This window comes from Mesorhizobium sp. Root554 (genome assembly GCF_001427025.1).
Lineage (GTDB): Bacteria > Pseudomonadota > Alphaproteobacteria > Rhizobiales > Rhizobiaceae > Mesorhizobium.
Genome location: NZ_LMGA01000001.1, coordinates 3,556,678 through 3,570,535 on the forward strand (window position 1 = coordinate 3,556,678; position 13,858 = coordinate 3,570,535).

At 63.4% G+C, this 13,858-nt stretch carries 15 protein-coding genes, 1 tRNA gene and 1 riboswitch; of the genes, 12 read left to right on the forward strand and 4 right to left on the reverse strand.

Annotated elements, in window-relative coordinates; translation table 11 throughout:
• Position 1 precedes the first annotated feature (1 nt).
• Positions 2 to 913 carry an ornithine carbamoyltransferase gene (gene argF, locus ASD44_RS17145; protein ID WP_056114702.1) on the forward strand — a complete coding sequence of 304 codons (912 nt, stop codon included), beginning with the start codon at positions 2 to 4 and terminating at the stop codon, positions 911 to 913.
• A 102-nt stretch (positions 914 to 1,015) separates the two neighbouring features.
• The gene (locus tag ASD44_RS17150; RefSeq protein ID WP_056114705.1) at positions 1,016 to 2,017 is read left to right on the forward strand and encodes an Hsp33 family molecular chaperone; all 1,002 of its coding nucleotides are present in this window, start codon (positions 1,016 to 1,018) and stop codon (positions 2,015 to 2,017) included.
• A gap of 26 nt (positions 2,018 to 2,043) precedes the next feature.
• Here the strand turns inward: ASD44_RS17150 and apaG are convergent, their stop codons facing one another.
• Entirely contained in the window at positions 2,044 to 2,436 is a 393-nt protein-coding gene (gene apaG / locus ASD44_RS17155) for a Co2+/Mg2+ efflux protein ApaG (protein ID WP_056114707.1), read from the reverse strand.
• A gap of 197 nt (positions 2,437 to 2,633) precedes the next feature.
• Here apaG and ASD44_RS17160 point away from each other — a divergent pair, with 197 nt between their 5' ends.
• Entirely contained in the window at positions 2,634 to 3,779 is a 1,146-nt protein-coding gene (locus ASD44_RS17160) for a ceramide glucosyltransferase (RefSeq protein ID WP_056114709.1), read from the forward strand.
• Positions 3,780 to 3,807: 28 nt separating this feature from the next.
• On the opposite strand, the gene ASD44_RS17165 is transcribed toward ASD44_RS17160, so the two are convergent.
• On the reverse strand, positions 3,808 to 4,995 hold the full coding sequence (locus tag ASD44_RS17165) for an O-succinylhomoserine sulfhydrylase (RefSeq protein WP_056114712.1): 1,188 nt from the start codon (positions 4,993 to 4,995) through the stop codon (positions 3,808 to 3,810).
• A gap of 52 nt (positions 4,996 to 5,047) precedes the next feature.
• A riboswitch (SAM riboswitch) is annotated at positions 5,048 to 5,125 on the reverse strand.
• Positions 5,126 to 5,219: 94 nt separating this feature from the next.
• On the opposite strand from ASD44_RS17165, the gene ASD44_RS17170 reads away from it, so the two are divergent.
• The gene (locus tag ASD44_RS17170) at positions 5,220 to 6,314 is read left to right on the forward strand and encodes a 2'-deoxycytidine 5'-triphosphate deaminase (protein WP_056114716.1); all 1,095 of its coding nucleotides are present in this window, start codon (positions 5,220 to 5,222) and stop codon (positions 6,312 to 6,314) included.
• A gap of 58 nt (positions 6,315 to 6,372) precedes the next feature.
• Complete coding sequence (locus tag ASD44_RS17175; RefSeq protein WP_056114718.1) at positions 6,373 to 7,140, forward strand: ABC transporter substrate-binding protein; 768 nt, start codon at positions 6,373 to 6,375, stop codon at positions 7,138 to 7,140.
• A gap of 51 nt (positions 7,141 to 7,191) precedes the next feature.
• Here ASD44_RS17175 and ASD44_RS17180 read toward each other — a convergent pair.
• Positions 7,192 to 7,265 (reverse strand) — tRNA-Gly (locus tag ASD44_RS17180).
• Between the two features lie 211 nt (positions 7,266 to 7,476).
• Here ASD44_RS17180 and ASD44_RS17185 point away from each other — a divergent pair.
• Together ASD44_RS17185 and arsK are read left to right on the forward strand one after the other, a co-directional pair.
• Positions 7,477 to 7,821, forward strand: a complete 345-nt coding sequence (locus tag ASD44_RS17185; RefSeq protein ID WP_056114722.1) for a metalloregulator ArsR/SmtB family transcription factor — start codon at positions 7,477 to 7,479, stop codon at positions 7,819 to 7,821.
• Between the two features lie 9 nt (positions 7,822 to 7,830).
• Positions 7,831 to 9,099, forward strand: a complete 1,269-nt coding sequence (gene arsK, locus ASD44_RS17190) for an arsenite efflux MFS transporter ArsK (RefSeq protein ID WP_244478796.1) — start codon at positions 7,831 to 7,833, stop codon at positions 9,097 to 9,099.
• 22 nt (positions 9,100 to 9,121) lie between these two features.
• On the opposite strand, the gene phnF is transcribed toward arsK, so the two are convergent.
• Positions 9,122 to 9,901 (reverse strand): phosphonate metabolism transcriptional regulator PhnF, encoded by a 780-nt coding sequence (gene phnF, locus ASD44_RS17195; RefSeq protein WP_056114725.1) that lies wholly within the window; start codon positions 9,899 to 9,901, stop codon positions 9,122 to 9,124.
• A 63-nt stretch (positions 9,902 to 9,964) separates the two neighbouring features.
• On the opposite strand from phnF, the gene phnG reads away from it, so the two are divergent.
• Genes phnG through phnK form a run of 5 tightly spaced genes read left to right on the forward strand, consistent with a single transcriptional unit; the run spans position 9,965 to position 13,857 of the window.
• Positions 9,965 to 10,432, forward strand: a complete 468-nt coding sequence (phnG, locus tag ASD44_RS17200) for a phosphonate C-P lyase system protein PhnG (RefSeq protein ID WP_056114729.1) — start codon at positions 9,965 to 9,967, stop codon at positions 10,430 to 10,432.
• Positions 10,432 to 11,043 (forward strand): phosphonate C-P lyase system protein PhnH, encoded by a 612-nt coding sequence (gene phnH, locus ASD44_RS17205; RefSeq protein ID WP_056114732.1) that lies wholly within the window; start codon positions 10,432 to 10,434, stop codon positions 11,041 to 11,043. Before phnG ends, phnH begins: the two co-directional genes overlap by 1 nt.
• 2 nt (positions 11,044 to 11,045) lie before the next feature.
• Positions 11,046 to 12,167 carry a carbon-phosphorus lyase complex subunit PhnI gene (locus ASD44_RS17210; protein ID WP_056114735.1) on the forward strand — a complete coding sequence of 374 codons (1,122 nt, stop codon included), beginning with the start codon at positions 11,046 to 11,048 and terminating at the stop codon, positions 12,165 to 12,167.
• Positions 12,164 to 13,042, forward strand: coding sequence for an alpha-D-ribose 1-methylphosphonate 5-phosphate C-P-lyase PhnJ (locus ASD44_RS17215; protein ID WP_056114738.1), 879 nt, complete (start codon positions 12,164 to 12,166; stop codon positions 13,040 to 13,042). Before ASD44_RS17210 ends, ASD44_RS17215 begins: the two co-directional genes overlap by 4 nt.
• Positions 13,042 to 13,857: a phosphonate C-P lyase system protein PhnK gene (gene phnK, locus ASD44_RS17220; protein ID WP_056114742.1), complete on the forward strand. Its 816-nt coding sequence runs from the start codon at positions 13,042 to 13,044 to the stop codon at positions 13,855 to 13,857. The genes ASD44_RS17215 and phnK overlap by 1 nt, the downstream gene beginning before the upstream one ends.
• The last annotated feature ends 1 nt before the right edge of the window (position 13,858 follow it).

The following is a 13,858-nucleotide window of genomic DNA, read 5'->3' on the forward strand; positions in this document are numbered from 1 at the left end:
CATGGAACTACGCCATTTCACCGACCTTTCCACCGTTTCGGAAAGCGACCTGCGCACGATGCTAGACGATGCCGTCGTACGCAAGCAGCGGCTGAAAGCCGGCGAGCGTTCAAAGCCGCTCGATGGCAAGATGCTGGCCATGATCTTCGACAAGCCATCGACGCGAACCCGCGTCTCCTTCGATGTCGGCATGCGCCAGCTCGGCGGCGAAACGATCATGCTGACCGGCGCCGAAATGCAGCTTGGCCGTTCCGAGACGATCGCCGATACCGCACGCGTGCTGTCGCGTTATGTTGACGCGATCATGATCCGCACCACGTCGCACGACCGGCTGCTGGAGTTGACCGAGGCCGCCACCGTTCCCGTCATCAACGGCCTCACCGACGAGACCCATCCGTGCCAGCTCATGGCCGACATCATGACCTATGAGGAGCACCGCGGTCCCGTGGCCGGCAAGACTGTCGCCTGGACGGGAGACGGCAACAATGTCCTGCATTCGCTGCTGGAGGCTGCCGCACGCTTCCGCTTCAATCTCAACATCGCCGTGCCGGAAGGCAGCGAGCCGGGGGAGAAATTCGTCGATTGGTCGCGCCGCAACGGTGGCACTGTCAATTTCACCAAGTCAGCCGAAGCGGCTGTCGACGGCGCCGACTGCGTGGTCACCGACACCTGGGTGTCGATGGGCCAGGAGCACCGCGCCCGGGGCCACAACGTGTTCCTGCCCTATCAGGTCAACGCGACGCTCATGGCCAGAGCCAACCCCGGCGCGTTGTTCATGCATTGTCTGCCGGCCCACCGCGGCGAGGAAGTCACCGATGAGGTGATCGACGGGCCGCAATCGGTGGTCCTCGATGAAGCCGAGAACAGGCTGCACGCCCAGAAGGCGGTGCTGGCCTGGTGTCTGGGCGCTTGATCCGGAGCGACGCGATGCCTATCTGCGCGGCATCACGCACATTGAAGGCGTTTCGAGCCATGCTGGCACCCCGGGCCGCATCGCCGCGCCCGGAGATTGACCATGCTGGAAGCTACGCAATTGACTGACCGCGAACCCAGGCTTGGCGAGTTCGGCCATGCCGGCGACGACCATGTCGTGCCGTTTGAAGTCGGCCCGCTCGACGTGCGCGGCCGTGCCGTGCAACTCGGCCCGATGCTCGACGCCATCCTCTCGCGGCACGATTACCCGGACCCGGTTGCTCGTCTGCTCGCCGAAGCCTGCGTGGTGACGGTGCTGCTGGGAACCTCGCTCAAATTCGACGGCAAGTTCATCCTGCAGACTCGCACCGACGGCCCGCTCGACATGCTGGTTGCCGATTTCACGACGCCCGGCGCGCTGCGCGCTTACGCCCGTTTTGACGCGGAACGGATCGACGAACTCGTCGCCGCCGGCGATGTTTCGGACGAGGCTCTGCTTGGCTCGGGCGTGCTGGCGCTGACCATCGACCAGGGTGCTCATACCCAACGCTACCAGGGTATCGTCCAGCTCGACGGCACCTCGCTGGAAGAGGCGTCGCGCACCTATTTCCGGCAGTCCGAACAGATACCGACCGACCTCAGGCTGGCGGTGGCCAAGCAGGTCATGCCCGGCGGGCGCGAGCAATGGCGCGCCGGCGGTCTGCTGGCGCAGTTCTTGCCGGAAGCGTCGGAACGCATGCGCGTGCCCGACCTGCCGGGCGGCGACGGCGATCCCGTCGAAGCCACGCACGATCCCATCGACAATTCCTGGCAGGAATTGCTGGTGCTGCTGGCGACCGTCGAACGCACGGAACTGATCGATCCGACCGTCGGCGCCGAGCGGCTGCTGTACCGGCTGTTTCACGAGCATGGCGTCCGCGTCTTCGGCGCCGCGCGTGTCATCGACCAGTGCTCGTGCTCGCAAGACAAGGTCCGGGGCATCCTGAAGGGCTTTTCGGCCGAGGAGATCGATAGCAGCATCGAAAACGGCAAAATTCGTGTCGATTGCGAATTCTGTTCGACACGATACGAATTCGACCCTGCCGAATTTGCGCCAGCGCAATAAGCAGGAATCTGCCCGCGGCAAACGGATCAGTTTAGGGTCCGCTTGCCGCGCGGAATGTCGAGCGAGAAAGCGGGAATGGCGATTTCGAACAGTTCGCCGCCCGCGTTTCGCATCGTGTAGCGGCCGACCATGATGCCGGACGGCGTCGAGAGCGGACAGCCTGACGTGTATTGATAGCTGTCGCCCGGATTGAGTTCGGGTTGCTCGCCGATCACCCCATCTCCCCGTACTTCCTTGACGTGGCCCGATTCGTCCGTGATCTGCCAGTAGCGCGACAAAAGCTGCACGAGTTCGTCCGATTGGTTGTCTATGGTGATGCGGTAGCCCCACACATAGTGCTTTTCGGAGGGGTCCGACTGCTCTTCCATATAGAACGGCTGGACTTGCACCTCGATGCTGCGCGTGACCGCCCGATACATTCGCGTCTCCAATGCCAAGCGAACGACTCTTCGGCCGCCGGTGCCTGCAGGTCAACAATATCCGACAGGCCATGTCATCGCCCTGACATGAAACGATGATGTTTTCGCGGCAGCCGCGATCTGGCGACTCGTGTCCGATTGAAGGCATTCAAGGAACGGGGCCGTCAAGCGGAACCGTTGCCACGGACCAGGTGCCCATGGAACTGACAGTCGCAGCTTCAGCCGCCTCTCTCACCCTGATATCCATCAATGTCGTCGGCATTCTTCTCGCTTCTTCCCGGCTCAGGCCACAGGGCGAGTTGCTGGCACCGCAAGCGGACGCGCCGCCGGTCTCGATCGTCATTCCGTCGCGCGGCATGGAATCGTTCACGCAGGAAACGCTGGAGCGGGCCTTCTCGCTGGATTGGCCCGATTATGAGTTGATCTTCTGCATTGCCCATGCCGATGATCCGGTCGCCCCGGTGATCGAGCGTGTCATGGCGCGGTTTCCGCTGGTGCCGGCGCGACTGCTGGTCGGGGACGATCGCTTCAGCGGCAACCCAAAGCTCAACAACTGCGTCAAGGGCTGGAAGACGGCTCGCCACGAATGGGTGATCCTAGCCGATTCCAACGTGCTGATGCCGCGGGACTACGTGCAGCAGATGATGGCGGCGTGGCACGCCGACACCGGTCTCGTCTGCTCGACGCCCATCGGTTCGCGGCCGGACGGCTTCTGGGCCGAGGTCGAATGCGCTTTCCTCAACACCCTGCAGGCCCGCTGGCAATATACCGGCGCGGCCATCGGCTACGGCTTCGCGCAGGGCAAGAGCATGCTGTGGAACAAGCCAATGCTGGATGCCAACGGTGGCATCCATGCCTTGGCAGCCGAGATCGCCGAGGACGCGGCCGCGACCAAGCTTGTGAATGGCCTCGGCCTGCAGGTCAGGCTTGTCAGTTCGCCCTTCGAGCAGCCGCTCGGCCGCCGCACGCTGCCCGAAATCTGGTCGCGGCAGATACGCTGGGCGCGGTTGCGCAGGGTGACGTTCCCACTGTTCTTCGCGCCGGAAATCCTGATCGGCGCGGCGGTTCCTTTACTGCTTGCGCTATGTGCTGCCTGGAGCCTGGGGCTCAGCATTCCAGTTGTCGCGATGGTCGTGCTCGCCGCCATCTACCTGCCGGAATACGCCCTGGCGCTCGCCAAGGGTTGGCAGGCATCGCCGCGTCTGCTTGCGGCGATGCTGGTGCGCGATGCCATCCTGCCGGCGGTATGGCTGCGCGGTTGGCTGGGCGGCGCAGTCAACTGGCGCGGCAACGAAATGGACATCCGCACCAAAGCCGCCGAGGAAGCCATTTCGGGCGTCTGAACGCAGCCGTCCGAAATGGCACCAAAACTCAGGCGCTCGCCAGCGCCTGTTCGATGTCGGCGATCAGATCGTCCGTGTCCTCCAGGCCGACGGACAGCCGTAGCGTCCCCGGTCCTATGCCGAGTTCCGCCCGCGCCTCTTCGGCGAGGTTCTTGTGCGTCGTCGTCGCCGGATGGGTGATGATGCTCTTGGCGTCGCCGAGATTGTTGGAGATGGTGACGATATCCAGCGCATTGGTGAAGGCGAAAGCCGGTTTCTTGCCGCCCTTCAGGTCGAAGCAGATCAGCGTCGAACCGCCGGTCATCTGCTTGGCGATGATGTCGGCCTGCGGATGGTCGGCGCGGCCCGGATAGATGAGCTTCGAAACCTTGGGATGCTCGGCCAGGAAGTCGGCGATCCTCCCGGCCGCTTCCGTCTGCTGGCGCACGCGCAGGGGCAACGTCTCCAGGCCCTTGAGCAGGACCCAGGCGTTGAACGGCGACATGCTGGGGCCGGTATGACGGAAATAGTCGTGCAGGTTCTCGTCGATCCATTTCTTGTCGGATAGCACGACGCCACCCAGGCAGCGTCCCTGGCCGTCAATGTGCTTGGTGGCCGAATAGACGACGACATGCGCGCCGAGTTCCAGCGGCTTCTGCTGCAAAGGCGTGGCAAAGACGTTGTCGACGATCAGCCGCGCGCCGGCTGAATTGGCAATGGCGGCGACGGCGGCGATGTCGACCACTTCCAGCGTCGGATTGGTCGGGCTTTCCAGGAAGAACAGCTTGGTGTTGGGACGCACTGCATCCTGCCAGTTCCTCGTCTGCCTGCCATCGACCAGCGTCGTCTCGATACCGTATCTGGGCGCCAGCGTTTCCACCACCCAGCGGCAGGAGCCGAACAGGGCGCGGGCCGCGACGATATGGTCGCCGGCCTTCAGGCTGCAAAGCACCGCGGCGGTGACGGCCGCCATGCCGGAGGCGGTGGCGCGCGCATCTTCCGCGCCTTCCAGCGCGCACATGCGCTTTTCGAACATGTCGACGGTGGGGTTGGCGTAACGCGAGTAGATGAAGCCCGGTTCCTCGCCCTTGAAACGCGCTTCAGCCTGTTCGGCGCTCTTGTAGTGGTAGCCCTGCGTCAGGAACATCGCTTCCGACAGTTCACCGAACTCGGAACGAAGCGTTCCGGCGTGCACGAGTTGCGTTGCGGGTTTCCAGTTGCGCTTTTTCTCAGTCATGATCCCTGTTCCGACACAAAAAAACCGGCCGCGAAAGTCGCAACCGGTCCTATGGCTCTCGCCGACGGTCCTTTAGCGACTTGTTTAACGTGGCTGCAAGCCGACCGGCCAAATCACCACGGGATAAAGGTCCTTTAGACCTGGGGCCGGCTTGCGTCAATCGCCGGCTTGATTAAGAGGTTAGGCCAGCGGCCTCCGATCGGCCTATCAGCGGAACCAGAGCCTTGCGGCAGACCGGAATTCTCCCAGACCAGGATATAGCGGCGCTGTTTGCGGCCGGCGCGCTCAAGAGCGAGCGCCCGCTCGACGCTGACCAGATTCAGCCGGCCAGCCTCGATCTGAGGCTCGGCGCAACCGCCTACCGGGTGCGCGCCTCCTTCCTGCCGGGACCGGACAGCACGGTCGCCGAGAAGCTGGAACGCCTGAAGCTGCACGAGATCAACCTGACCGAGGGCTCGGTTCTGGAGACCGGTTGCGTCTACATCGTGCCGCTGCTCGAAAGCCTGGCGCTGCCGGGGGAGATTTCCGCTTCGGCCAATCCGAAGAGCTCCACCGGACGTTTGGACATTTTCACCCGGGTCATGACCGATCGCGGGCACGAATTCGACAAGATCGCCGCCGGCTACAAGGGGCCGCTCTATCTCGAAGTCAGTCCGCGGACGTTTCCGATCGTCGTGCGGGCCGGGTCACGCCTGTCGCAAATCCGCTTCCGGACCGGCAACGCTTTGCTGTCGGAAACGGAACTGCACGCGCTGCACCACGCCGAGACGCTGGTGGCGGTCGACCCGCCCAACATCTCCGGCGGAGGCATCGCGCTGTCGATCGACCTTGCCGGCGACAAGGATGGGCTGATCGGCTATCGCGGCAAGCATCACACCGGACTGGTCGATGTCGACAAGCGCGCCGCCCAGGATGTCTCCGGCTTCTGGGAACCGCTCTACAAGAGCGGCGCCGGCGAGCTCGTTCTCGATCCGGACGAGTTCTACATTCTGGTGTCGCGCGAGGCGGTGCACGTGCCGCCGCTCTATGCAGCGGAGATGACGCCATTCGATCCGCTGGTCGGCGAGTTTCGCGTCCATTATGCAGGCTTCTTCGATCCGGGTTTCGGACATTCGGCCGCCGGCGGCACCGGCAGCCGCGCGGTGCTTGAGGTGCGCAGCCACGAGGTGCCATTCATCCTCGATCATGGGCAGATCGTCGGACGGCTGGTTTATGAGTACATGCTGAAGCGGCCTTCGGCACTTTACGGAACCGATCTTGGTTCCAATTATCAGGCGCAGGGCCTGAAACTGTCGAAACATTTCCGCGCCGCGCGCTGAAGCGGCCACGGCGTCGCCGCAGGCACCGAGCTTTGCCGCATCGCGCCAGGAGAAAAGCATGAAAATTTCAGGATTGCTCGCGTCTCTGCTCGGCCTGGCCATGGTCGCCGCGACCTGCCTTCCGGCCAACGCACAATCGAAGCTGAGGATCGCCACGGAAGGCGCTTATCCTCCCTTCAACAGCGTAACAGCGGATGGCAAGATCGTTGGCTTCGACGTTGACATCGCCAATGCGCTCTGCGCGCGGCTGAAGGTGGAATGCGAGATCGTCGCCCAGGACTGGGATGGCCTCATTCCCGGTCTCCAGGCCGGCAAGTTCGACATGATCGTCGCTTCCATGACCATCACCGATGAACGCAAGAAGCAGATCGCCTTCACGCATAAATACTATGCCACGCCCTTTTCCCTTGTGGCTCCGAAGGCCAGCGACCTTTCCGGCACCGTGGCAGCCGCGTTCAAGGGCAAAGCGTTGGGCGCGCAAGCTTCCACCGTGCTCGGCGACTATGCCCAGAAGGTCTACGGCAAGGCCGGCGCCGACGTGAAGCTCTACCCGTCGCAGGAGGAGGCGATGGCTGATCTCATGAACGGACGTCTCGACGCCGTCCTTTCCGACAAGTTCTTCCTGATGAGTTGGCTCAACGGCGTTGACGGTGCATGTTGCAGGATGCTCGGCGATATCGAAGGCACGGCGGCCGAAGCTGGCATCGGCGTTCGTCTGGATAACACCGAATTGCGCGACAGCCTCAACGCCGCGCTGGATGCGATCATCGCCGACGGCACCTACAGGAAAATCCAGGCGAAGTATTTCGACTTCGATATTTACTGACGAAGCCGTGCTTCCGCGCGGGGCGCGCCGTGGGGTTTGAGGATTGGAAGCTGGAGCGGGCAGCGGGAATCGAACCCGCACGAAAAGCTTGGGAAGCTTCCAGGCTACCACTACATCATGCCCGCGCTGGCGGCTTCGTATCATGAGGTCAACCGTCCGGGCAATCGGCAAGATCAAGCTTTGTGCTATCTCGGTGACACCGCGTGCCACCCGGCTGGTCGTAATCGCATCAAAGTCCGAACCGCTCTCCATGTACGGTCGAATTGTCGCAACTCATCTTGCCCGGTCCAGGAAAGGGGAATATCCATATTTCAACATTCATAGGATTATAGAAATATGGAAGAACGTCAGGCCCTGCTGGCCTTTCATGCGCTGTCGCAGGAAACCAGGCTTCGGATCCTGCGTTTGCTTGTTGTCGCCGGCGCCACAGGCATGGCGGCCGGCGCCATAGCCGAAAAGGCGCAAGTCTCTGCGTCAAATGTCAGCTTTCATCTCAAGGAACTGGAGCAGGCAGGGCTTCTCGCCACACGCCGAGAGTCCCGGTGGATCATCTACACCGCCAGATACGATACCCTGAAAGGGCTTATCCGTTTCCTGATGGATGATTGTTGCGCAGGACAGCTGGACGTTGCCTCTCCGCCTCCCGCACCGGACAAGCATCCGCCGATGGCGAAACCGTAGGTGTTGGCAATGACCGCTCCACCCGACCCTGAGATGGTTCCGGTCCGAGTGCCGATTGAGGAAGATTCGACTCCGCTGCCGATTGAAAGGCGATCTGCGATCAAAGTTGTCGTCGCTCTCGGCATCACCCAGATCATCGGCTACGGAACGCTGTATTATAGTTTCAGCATTCTGGCTGACGACATGGCCGGCGATTTCGGCTGGTCCACCGAGTGGATATTCGCGGTGCTCTCGGCAGCCCTGCTGGTGGGTGGACTGGCGGCGCCGCTGCTGGGGCGCTGGATCGATAGGTTCGGCGCGGGGCGGGCGATGACCGCCGGCTCAATCCTGGCAGCAATCGCGCTTATTGCCTGCGCCTGTGCGCCAAACGGTCCGTCCTTCATTCTCGCGCTCATCGCCATCCAGGTAGCGTCGAACCTGGTGCAATATGGTGCCGCGTTTGCCCTGCTGGTGCAGATCGGCCCCGGAACGGCGCAGCGCAGCATCGTTCATCTGACCCTTATCGGCGGCTTCGCTTCAACCGTGTTCTGGCCGGTTACCACGGCGCTGCACGCCTATATGCCGTGGCAGGGGGTCTATCTGATCTTTGCGGCGCTGAATCTGGTTGTCGCGGTCCCGTTACATGCCTGGCTGTCCAAAAGACGGACAACCGTGGCATCGACTGCCGAGCCGCCCGTCCGCCATCTCGCCGGCTCCCTGGGGCCATCGAGGCGACACGCGGGCTTCATCATCATGGTCAGCGCCTTCGCGCTGCAAAGCCTGATCAGCGCCGCGATCCTTGTCCATATGATTCCGCTGCTTTCCGGCCTCGGTCTCGGCACGATGGCTGCGGTCGTTGGCACGCTGTTCGGACCGTCCCAGGTCCTGAGCCGATTTGTGACCATGATCATGCGCCAGCAACCGCCTTTAAGATTGGCGGCAATCTCGGCTGGCCTCATGACCGCCGGGGTGGCGGTGCTTGATGCTGCGACGCCATCCACTGCAGCTGCGATGGCATTCGCGGTCATCTTCGGCATGGGCAACGGCCTGTTCAGCATCGTCACTGGCACATTGCCACTGGTGCTGTTTGGCAGCGAAGGTTACGGTCGCCTTCAGGGCCGCGCCATGGCCGCCCGGCTGATCGTGTCGGCGGTCGCGCCATTCGCCTTTGCCGCAGTCATGGTTCGACTGGGCGTGCCGGCGTCCCTGTTGATCGTCGTGGTCCTCGGTCTTGCCGCCTTGCTCTTGCTGGCCGCCATCGGCCGGCTGGTCAAACAGGACAGGAACGCCGCTACCTGACCCGTCACCCCCTTCGGCGCGGTCAATCGACGGTCGTCTTGCCTTGCGATTCCACCACGAGTTCGACGCGGTCAGCGGGGAACCGCGTTCTCGAATACTGAAAGGGATCGCCCTTCATATCCACGTTGATCGCGTGGGTGACGATCACGACGGCGCCGGGTGAAAGCCGCAGGTCGCGTGCATCGGCCTCGTCGGCGTGGCGCGCCTCGATCCGCGTTGAAGCGCGCAGATAGTCCTCGACGCCGAATTTGCGCAGGGCTGCACTGAGCGACCCCGCATCGGCATAAGCTTCGGCAATGGTAGGGAAACGCTGCGCATCGAACCAGGATGTGGCGCGCGATACCGGCACGCCGTCAGCGCTCCCGCGCGCTTCCACTCTGATAACCTTTGAGCCGGCTTCGAGACCGAGCGCTTTGGCGATCTCCGTGCTGGCGGATTCCTGCACGCCGGCGAATATGTCGGTGTGGCGCTCGCGAGCCTGGCTCCCCAGCCCTGTCGAAAAGCGCGTGCGTTCGCCGATCGGATAGACGAGACGCTTCTGCCGGCGTGCAAAGGTGCCGCGACCATGGACCGGATGCAGCACGCCTTCGTGGGCGAGCGCGGCGATGGCCGCCCGCACTGTGTGCCTGTTGACGCCGAACCGCTCGGCCAGAGCTGCTTCGGGCGGCAGCCGTCCTTCCGCTCCGGCGAGGGTTCCTGCGGCAAGTCCGCCCCGGATGTCATCGGCGATCTGACGCCACAGCGCGACACCAACGCCGCGCTGGATCGCCCGTCTTTTCCCCGTCGTCCCAGCCCCTGTCATGTGTCTGTCATCCCAACCCGCTACGAGTCCGATAAGTCATCGAGTTGTATAGATCAATAGACAATGAAAAACAAGACGCAGGCGGCCGGCGATACAATGGCCAGGCAAAGAAGAATGCGGGTTCTGGCGTTGAGCGACGCTGAAACGCTGCGGTCCCGCTACGCCGCGTTGGGCGCGGAGCCGCCCCATAGCCTGTTGCGTGGACCTGAGACCGGTCTGGTCATGCTGCGCGGCCGCATTGGTGGCACGGGGGAAGCGTTCAATGTCGGCGAAGCAACCGTTACGCGGGCGACGGTGAAGTTGGCGGATGGCTCCGTTGGCCACGCCATGGCGCTCGGCCGGGTGCCGGAGAAAGTCCGTCAGGCGGCGGTGATCGATGCGCTGTGTCAAGACGGCGCGCGGGCCACTCTCATCGACGCCGAATTCATCGCCCCGATCGAGCAGGCGCTTGCGCAGGCCGACGAACGGCGGCGGCGGGAAACTGCGGCCACCAGGGTCGATTTCTTCACTCTGGTGCGGGGAGAAGACTGATGTTCGCGCAACCTTCGGCTCTGGAAGGCGGGTTCGCCCGGCCGGTCATGGATGCTCAGGCGGTGTTCCGCACGGTCATGGATGCCATGGCCAGGCCGGCGCGCGTCGTGCCTTTGAATCCGATGGTGACGCCGCCCGCGCCTCTGTCGCCGGCCGCCGCCGCAATCGCCTGCACCCTGTTCGATGCGGACGCCGATTTCTGGCTGGATTCGCGCCTGGCAAGCCATGGCGCGGTTGTGGACTGGCTGGTGTTCCACACCGGCGCGCGTTCGGCTCCGAAGCCTGTGGACGCTGCTTTCGCGCTGGTCACCGATATTGCGGCCATGCCGCCGCTCGATCGCTTCGCCCAAGGCACGCAGGAATATCCAGACCGTTCAACGACGCTGGTGATGCAACTGCCAAGCCTCGCAGGCGGGAGCGAGATGACGTTCCAGGGCCCGGGAATCAAGGGCCACGCCAGCATCGCGCCGCGGGGATTGCCGGCCAGTTTCGCCGACCAGTGGCGGGCCAACGGCGAGCGGTTCCCGCGCGGGGTGGACGTGATCTTGGCGGATGCGGAAGCGGTCCTCTGCCTGCCGCGCTCCGCGCGTCTCGTCAACGCGGAGGGATAGACATGTATGTCGCTGTGAAAGGTGGCGAAGCCGCCATCGACAATGCGCATAGCCTGCTGGCCGACCGTCGCCGCGGTGACCGCTCTGTGCCGTCGCTGACCCTGGATCAGATTGCAGAGCAATTGGCGCTCGGCGTCGACCGTGTGATGAGCGAAGGCTCGCTCTATGATCGCCGCTTGGCCGCGCTTGCCATCAAGCAGTCGCGTGGGGATCTGATCGAGGCGATCTTCCTCGTCCGCGCCTACCGCACGACGTTGCCGCGCTTCGGTCATTCCGAGCCGGTCGATACAGGCGCGATGGCGGTCGAGCGGCGCATCTCGGCCTGCTACAAGGATTTGCCCGGCGGCCAGCTTCTAGGCCCCACTTTCGACTACACCCACCGTTTGCTCGACGCCGAACTTGAGGGTGACCCGGAAATTCCTGCGGGGGCGACGCGCGACGGCCCTCCGGAAGCCGTAACGCGGATTGCCGACATTCTAGGCGCGGAAGGCCTGATCGAAGAGGATTTTCCGGCCACCGGTCAGCCTGGCGACATAAACCAGACGCCGATGGAATTCCCGCTGTCGCGGGCCATGCGGCTTCAATCCCTGTCGCGCGGCGACGAAGGCTTCCTGCTGGCGCTGGGCTATTCGACGCAGCGCGGCTATGCCCGTAGCCATCCCTTCGCCGGCGAGATCCGCATTGGCGAGGTTGAGGTCGAAGTCTTCCTTCCGGAACTCGGTTTCGCCGTAGCGGTCGGGCGCGTGAAGCTGACCGAATGCCAGATGGTCAATCAGTTCAAGGGGTCGGCGAAGGCGCCGCCGCAGTTCACCCGTGGTTATGGGCTGGTCTTCGGTCAGTCGGAACGCAAGGCGATGGCCATGGCGCTGTGCGACAGGGCGTTGCGTGCGCAGGAATTCGGCGAGGATGTGGTTGCGCCGGCCCAGGACGAGGAATTCGTCGTCTCGCATTGCGACAATGTCCAGGCGACCGGCTTCGTCGAACATCTGAAGCTCCCGCATTACGTGGATTTCCAGGCCGAACTCGGACTGGTTCGCACCATGCGCGCCGAATATGAGGCGGGTCTGGGCGCCCCCGCTGTCGAAACCCCGCCCACCATCGAAATCCGGGAGGCGGCGGAATGAACGCGCATCATCAAGCTTCCAACTACAATTTTGCCTATCTCGACGAACAGACCAAGCGGATGATCCGCCGGGCGATCCTGAAGGCGATCGCCATACCCGGATATCAGGTCCCCTTCGCCAGCCGCGAGATGCCGATGCCGTACGGCTGGGGCACCGGCGGGGTGCAGGTCACCGCCGCCATCCTCGGTCCTGAAGATGTCTTGAAAGTGATCGATCAGGGGGCCGACGACACAACGAATGCGGTGTCGATCCGCAAATTCTTCCAGCGCGTCGCCGACGTCGAGACTACGACGAAGACCGCGGATGCAACGATCATCCAGACCCGCCACAGGATTCCGGAAACGCCGCTGCGGCTGGGGCAGGTGCTCGTCTATCAGGTGCCCATTCCCGAGCCGCTGCGCTTCCTGGAGCCGCGTGAGACGGAAACGCGCAAGATGCACGCGCTTGAGGAATACGGGCTCATGCATGTGAAGCTTTACGAGGATATCGCCCGCAACGGCCATATCGCCACCACCTACGCCTACCCGGTCAAGGTCGAAGGCCGGTACGTCATGGACCCGTCGCCGACGCCGAAATTCGACAATCCAAAGATGCACATGTCGGAAGCGCTGCAACTTTTCGGAGCCGGCCGGGAAAAGCGCATCTACGCCCTGCCGCCCTATACCGAAGTCGTCAGCCTCGATTTCGAAGATCATCCGTTTGAAGTGCAGCGTTTCGACAAGCCCTGCGCTCTCTGCGGCGCCGAGGCCGTCTATCTGGACGAGGTCGTGCTGGATGATCGCGGCGGCCGCATGTTTGTGTGCTCGGATACCGATCATTGCGAAACCCGCCGAGTCGAAGGGCATCGTGGTGAAATGGGCGGGGAGGCAGCGTGATGAGCCCTCTGGTCTCCACTGAAGAAAGACAGCACGAAACGAGCGACCAGCCGCTGCTGTCGGTGCGTTCGCTCGGCAAGATGTATGGCAGCCGCATCGGTTGCGCAGGCATCGATTTCGACGTCTGGCCGGGCGAAGTCATGGCCATCGTCGGCGAGTCCGGTTCGGGCAAGACCACGCTTCTCAATTGCATTTCCACCCGGCTGGCGCCGACCTCGGGCACGGTCTCCTATCGCATGCGCGACGGCATGGTCCGCGATCTCTACCAGCTTGGAGAGGCCGAGCGCCGCTTCTTGCTGCGAACCGACTGGGGGTTTGTCCACCAGAACCCGGCGGATGGACTGCGCATGACGGTGTCGGCAGGCGCCAATGTCGGCGAGCGCCTGATGGCGGTCGGCGAGCGCCATTATGGCCGCATCCGCGAAACTGCGACCGATTGGCTGGGGCGTGTCGAGATCGATGCCAACCGCATCGACGACCAGCCGCGCGCTTTTTCCGGCGGCATGCGGCAGCGGCTTCAGATCGCGCGCAATCTCGTTACGTCGCCCCGTCTGGTGTTCATGGACGAGCCCACCGGCGGCCTCGATGTCTCGGTGCAGGCCCGCCTGCTTGACCTGCTGCGCGGGCTGGTGTCGGACCTCGGCCTCGCCGCCATTGTCGTCACCCACGATCTCGCCGTGGCGCGGCTTCTGTCCCATCGCATGATCGTGATGAAAGAGGGCCGGATTGTCGAACAAGGCCTCACCGACCGGCTGCTGGACGACCCGCAGGCGCCTTACACGCAACTTCTCGTTTCCTCCATCCTGCAGGTCTGAG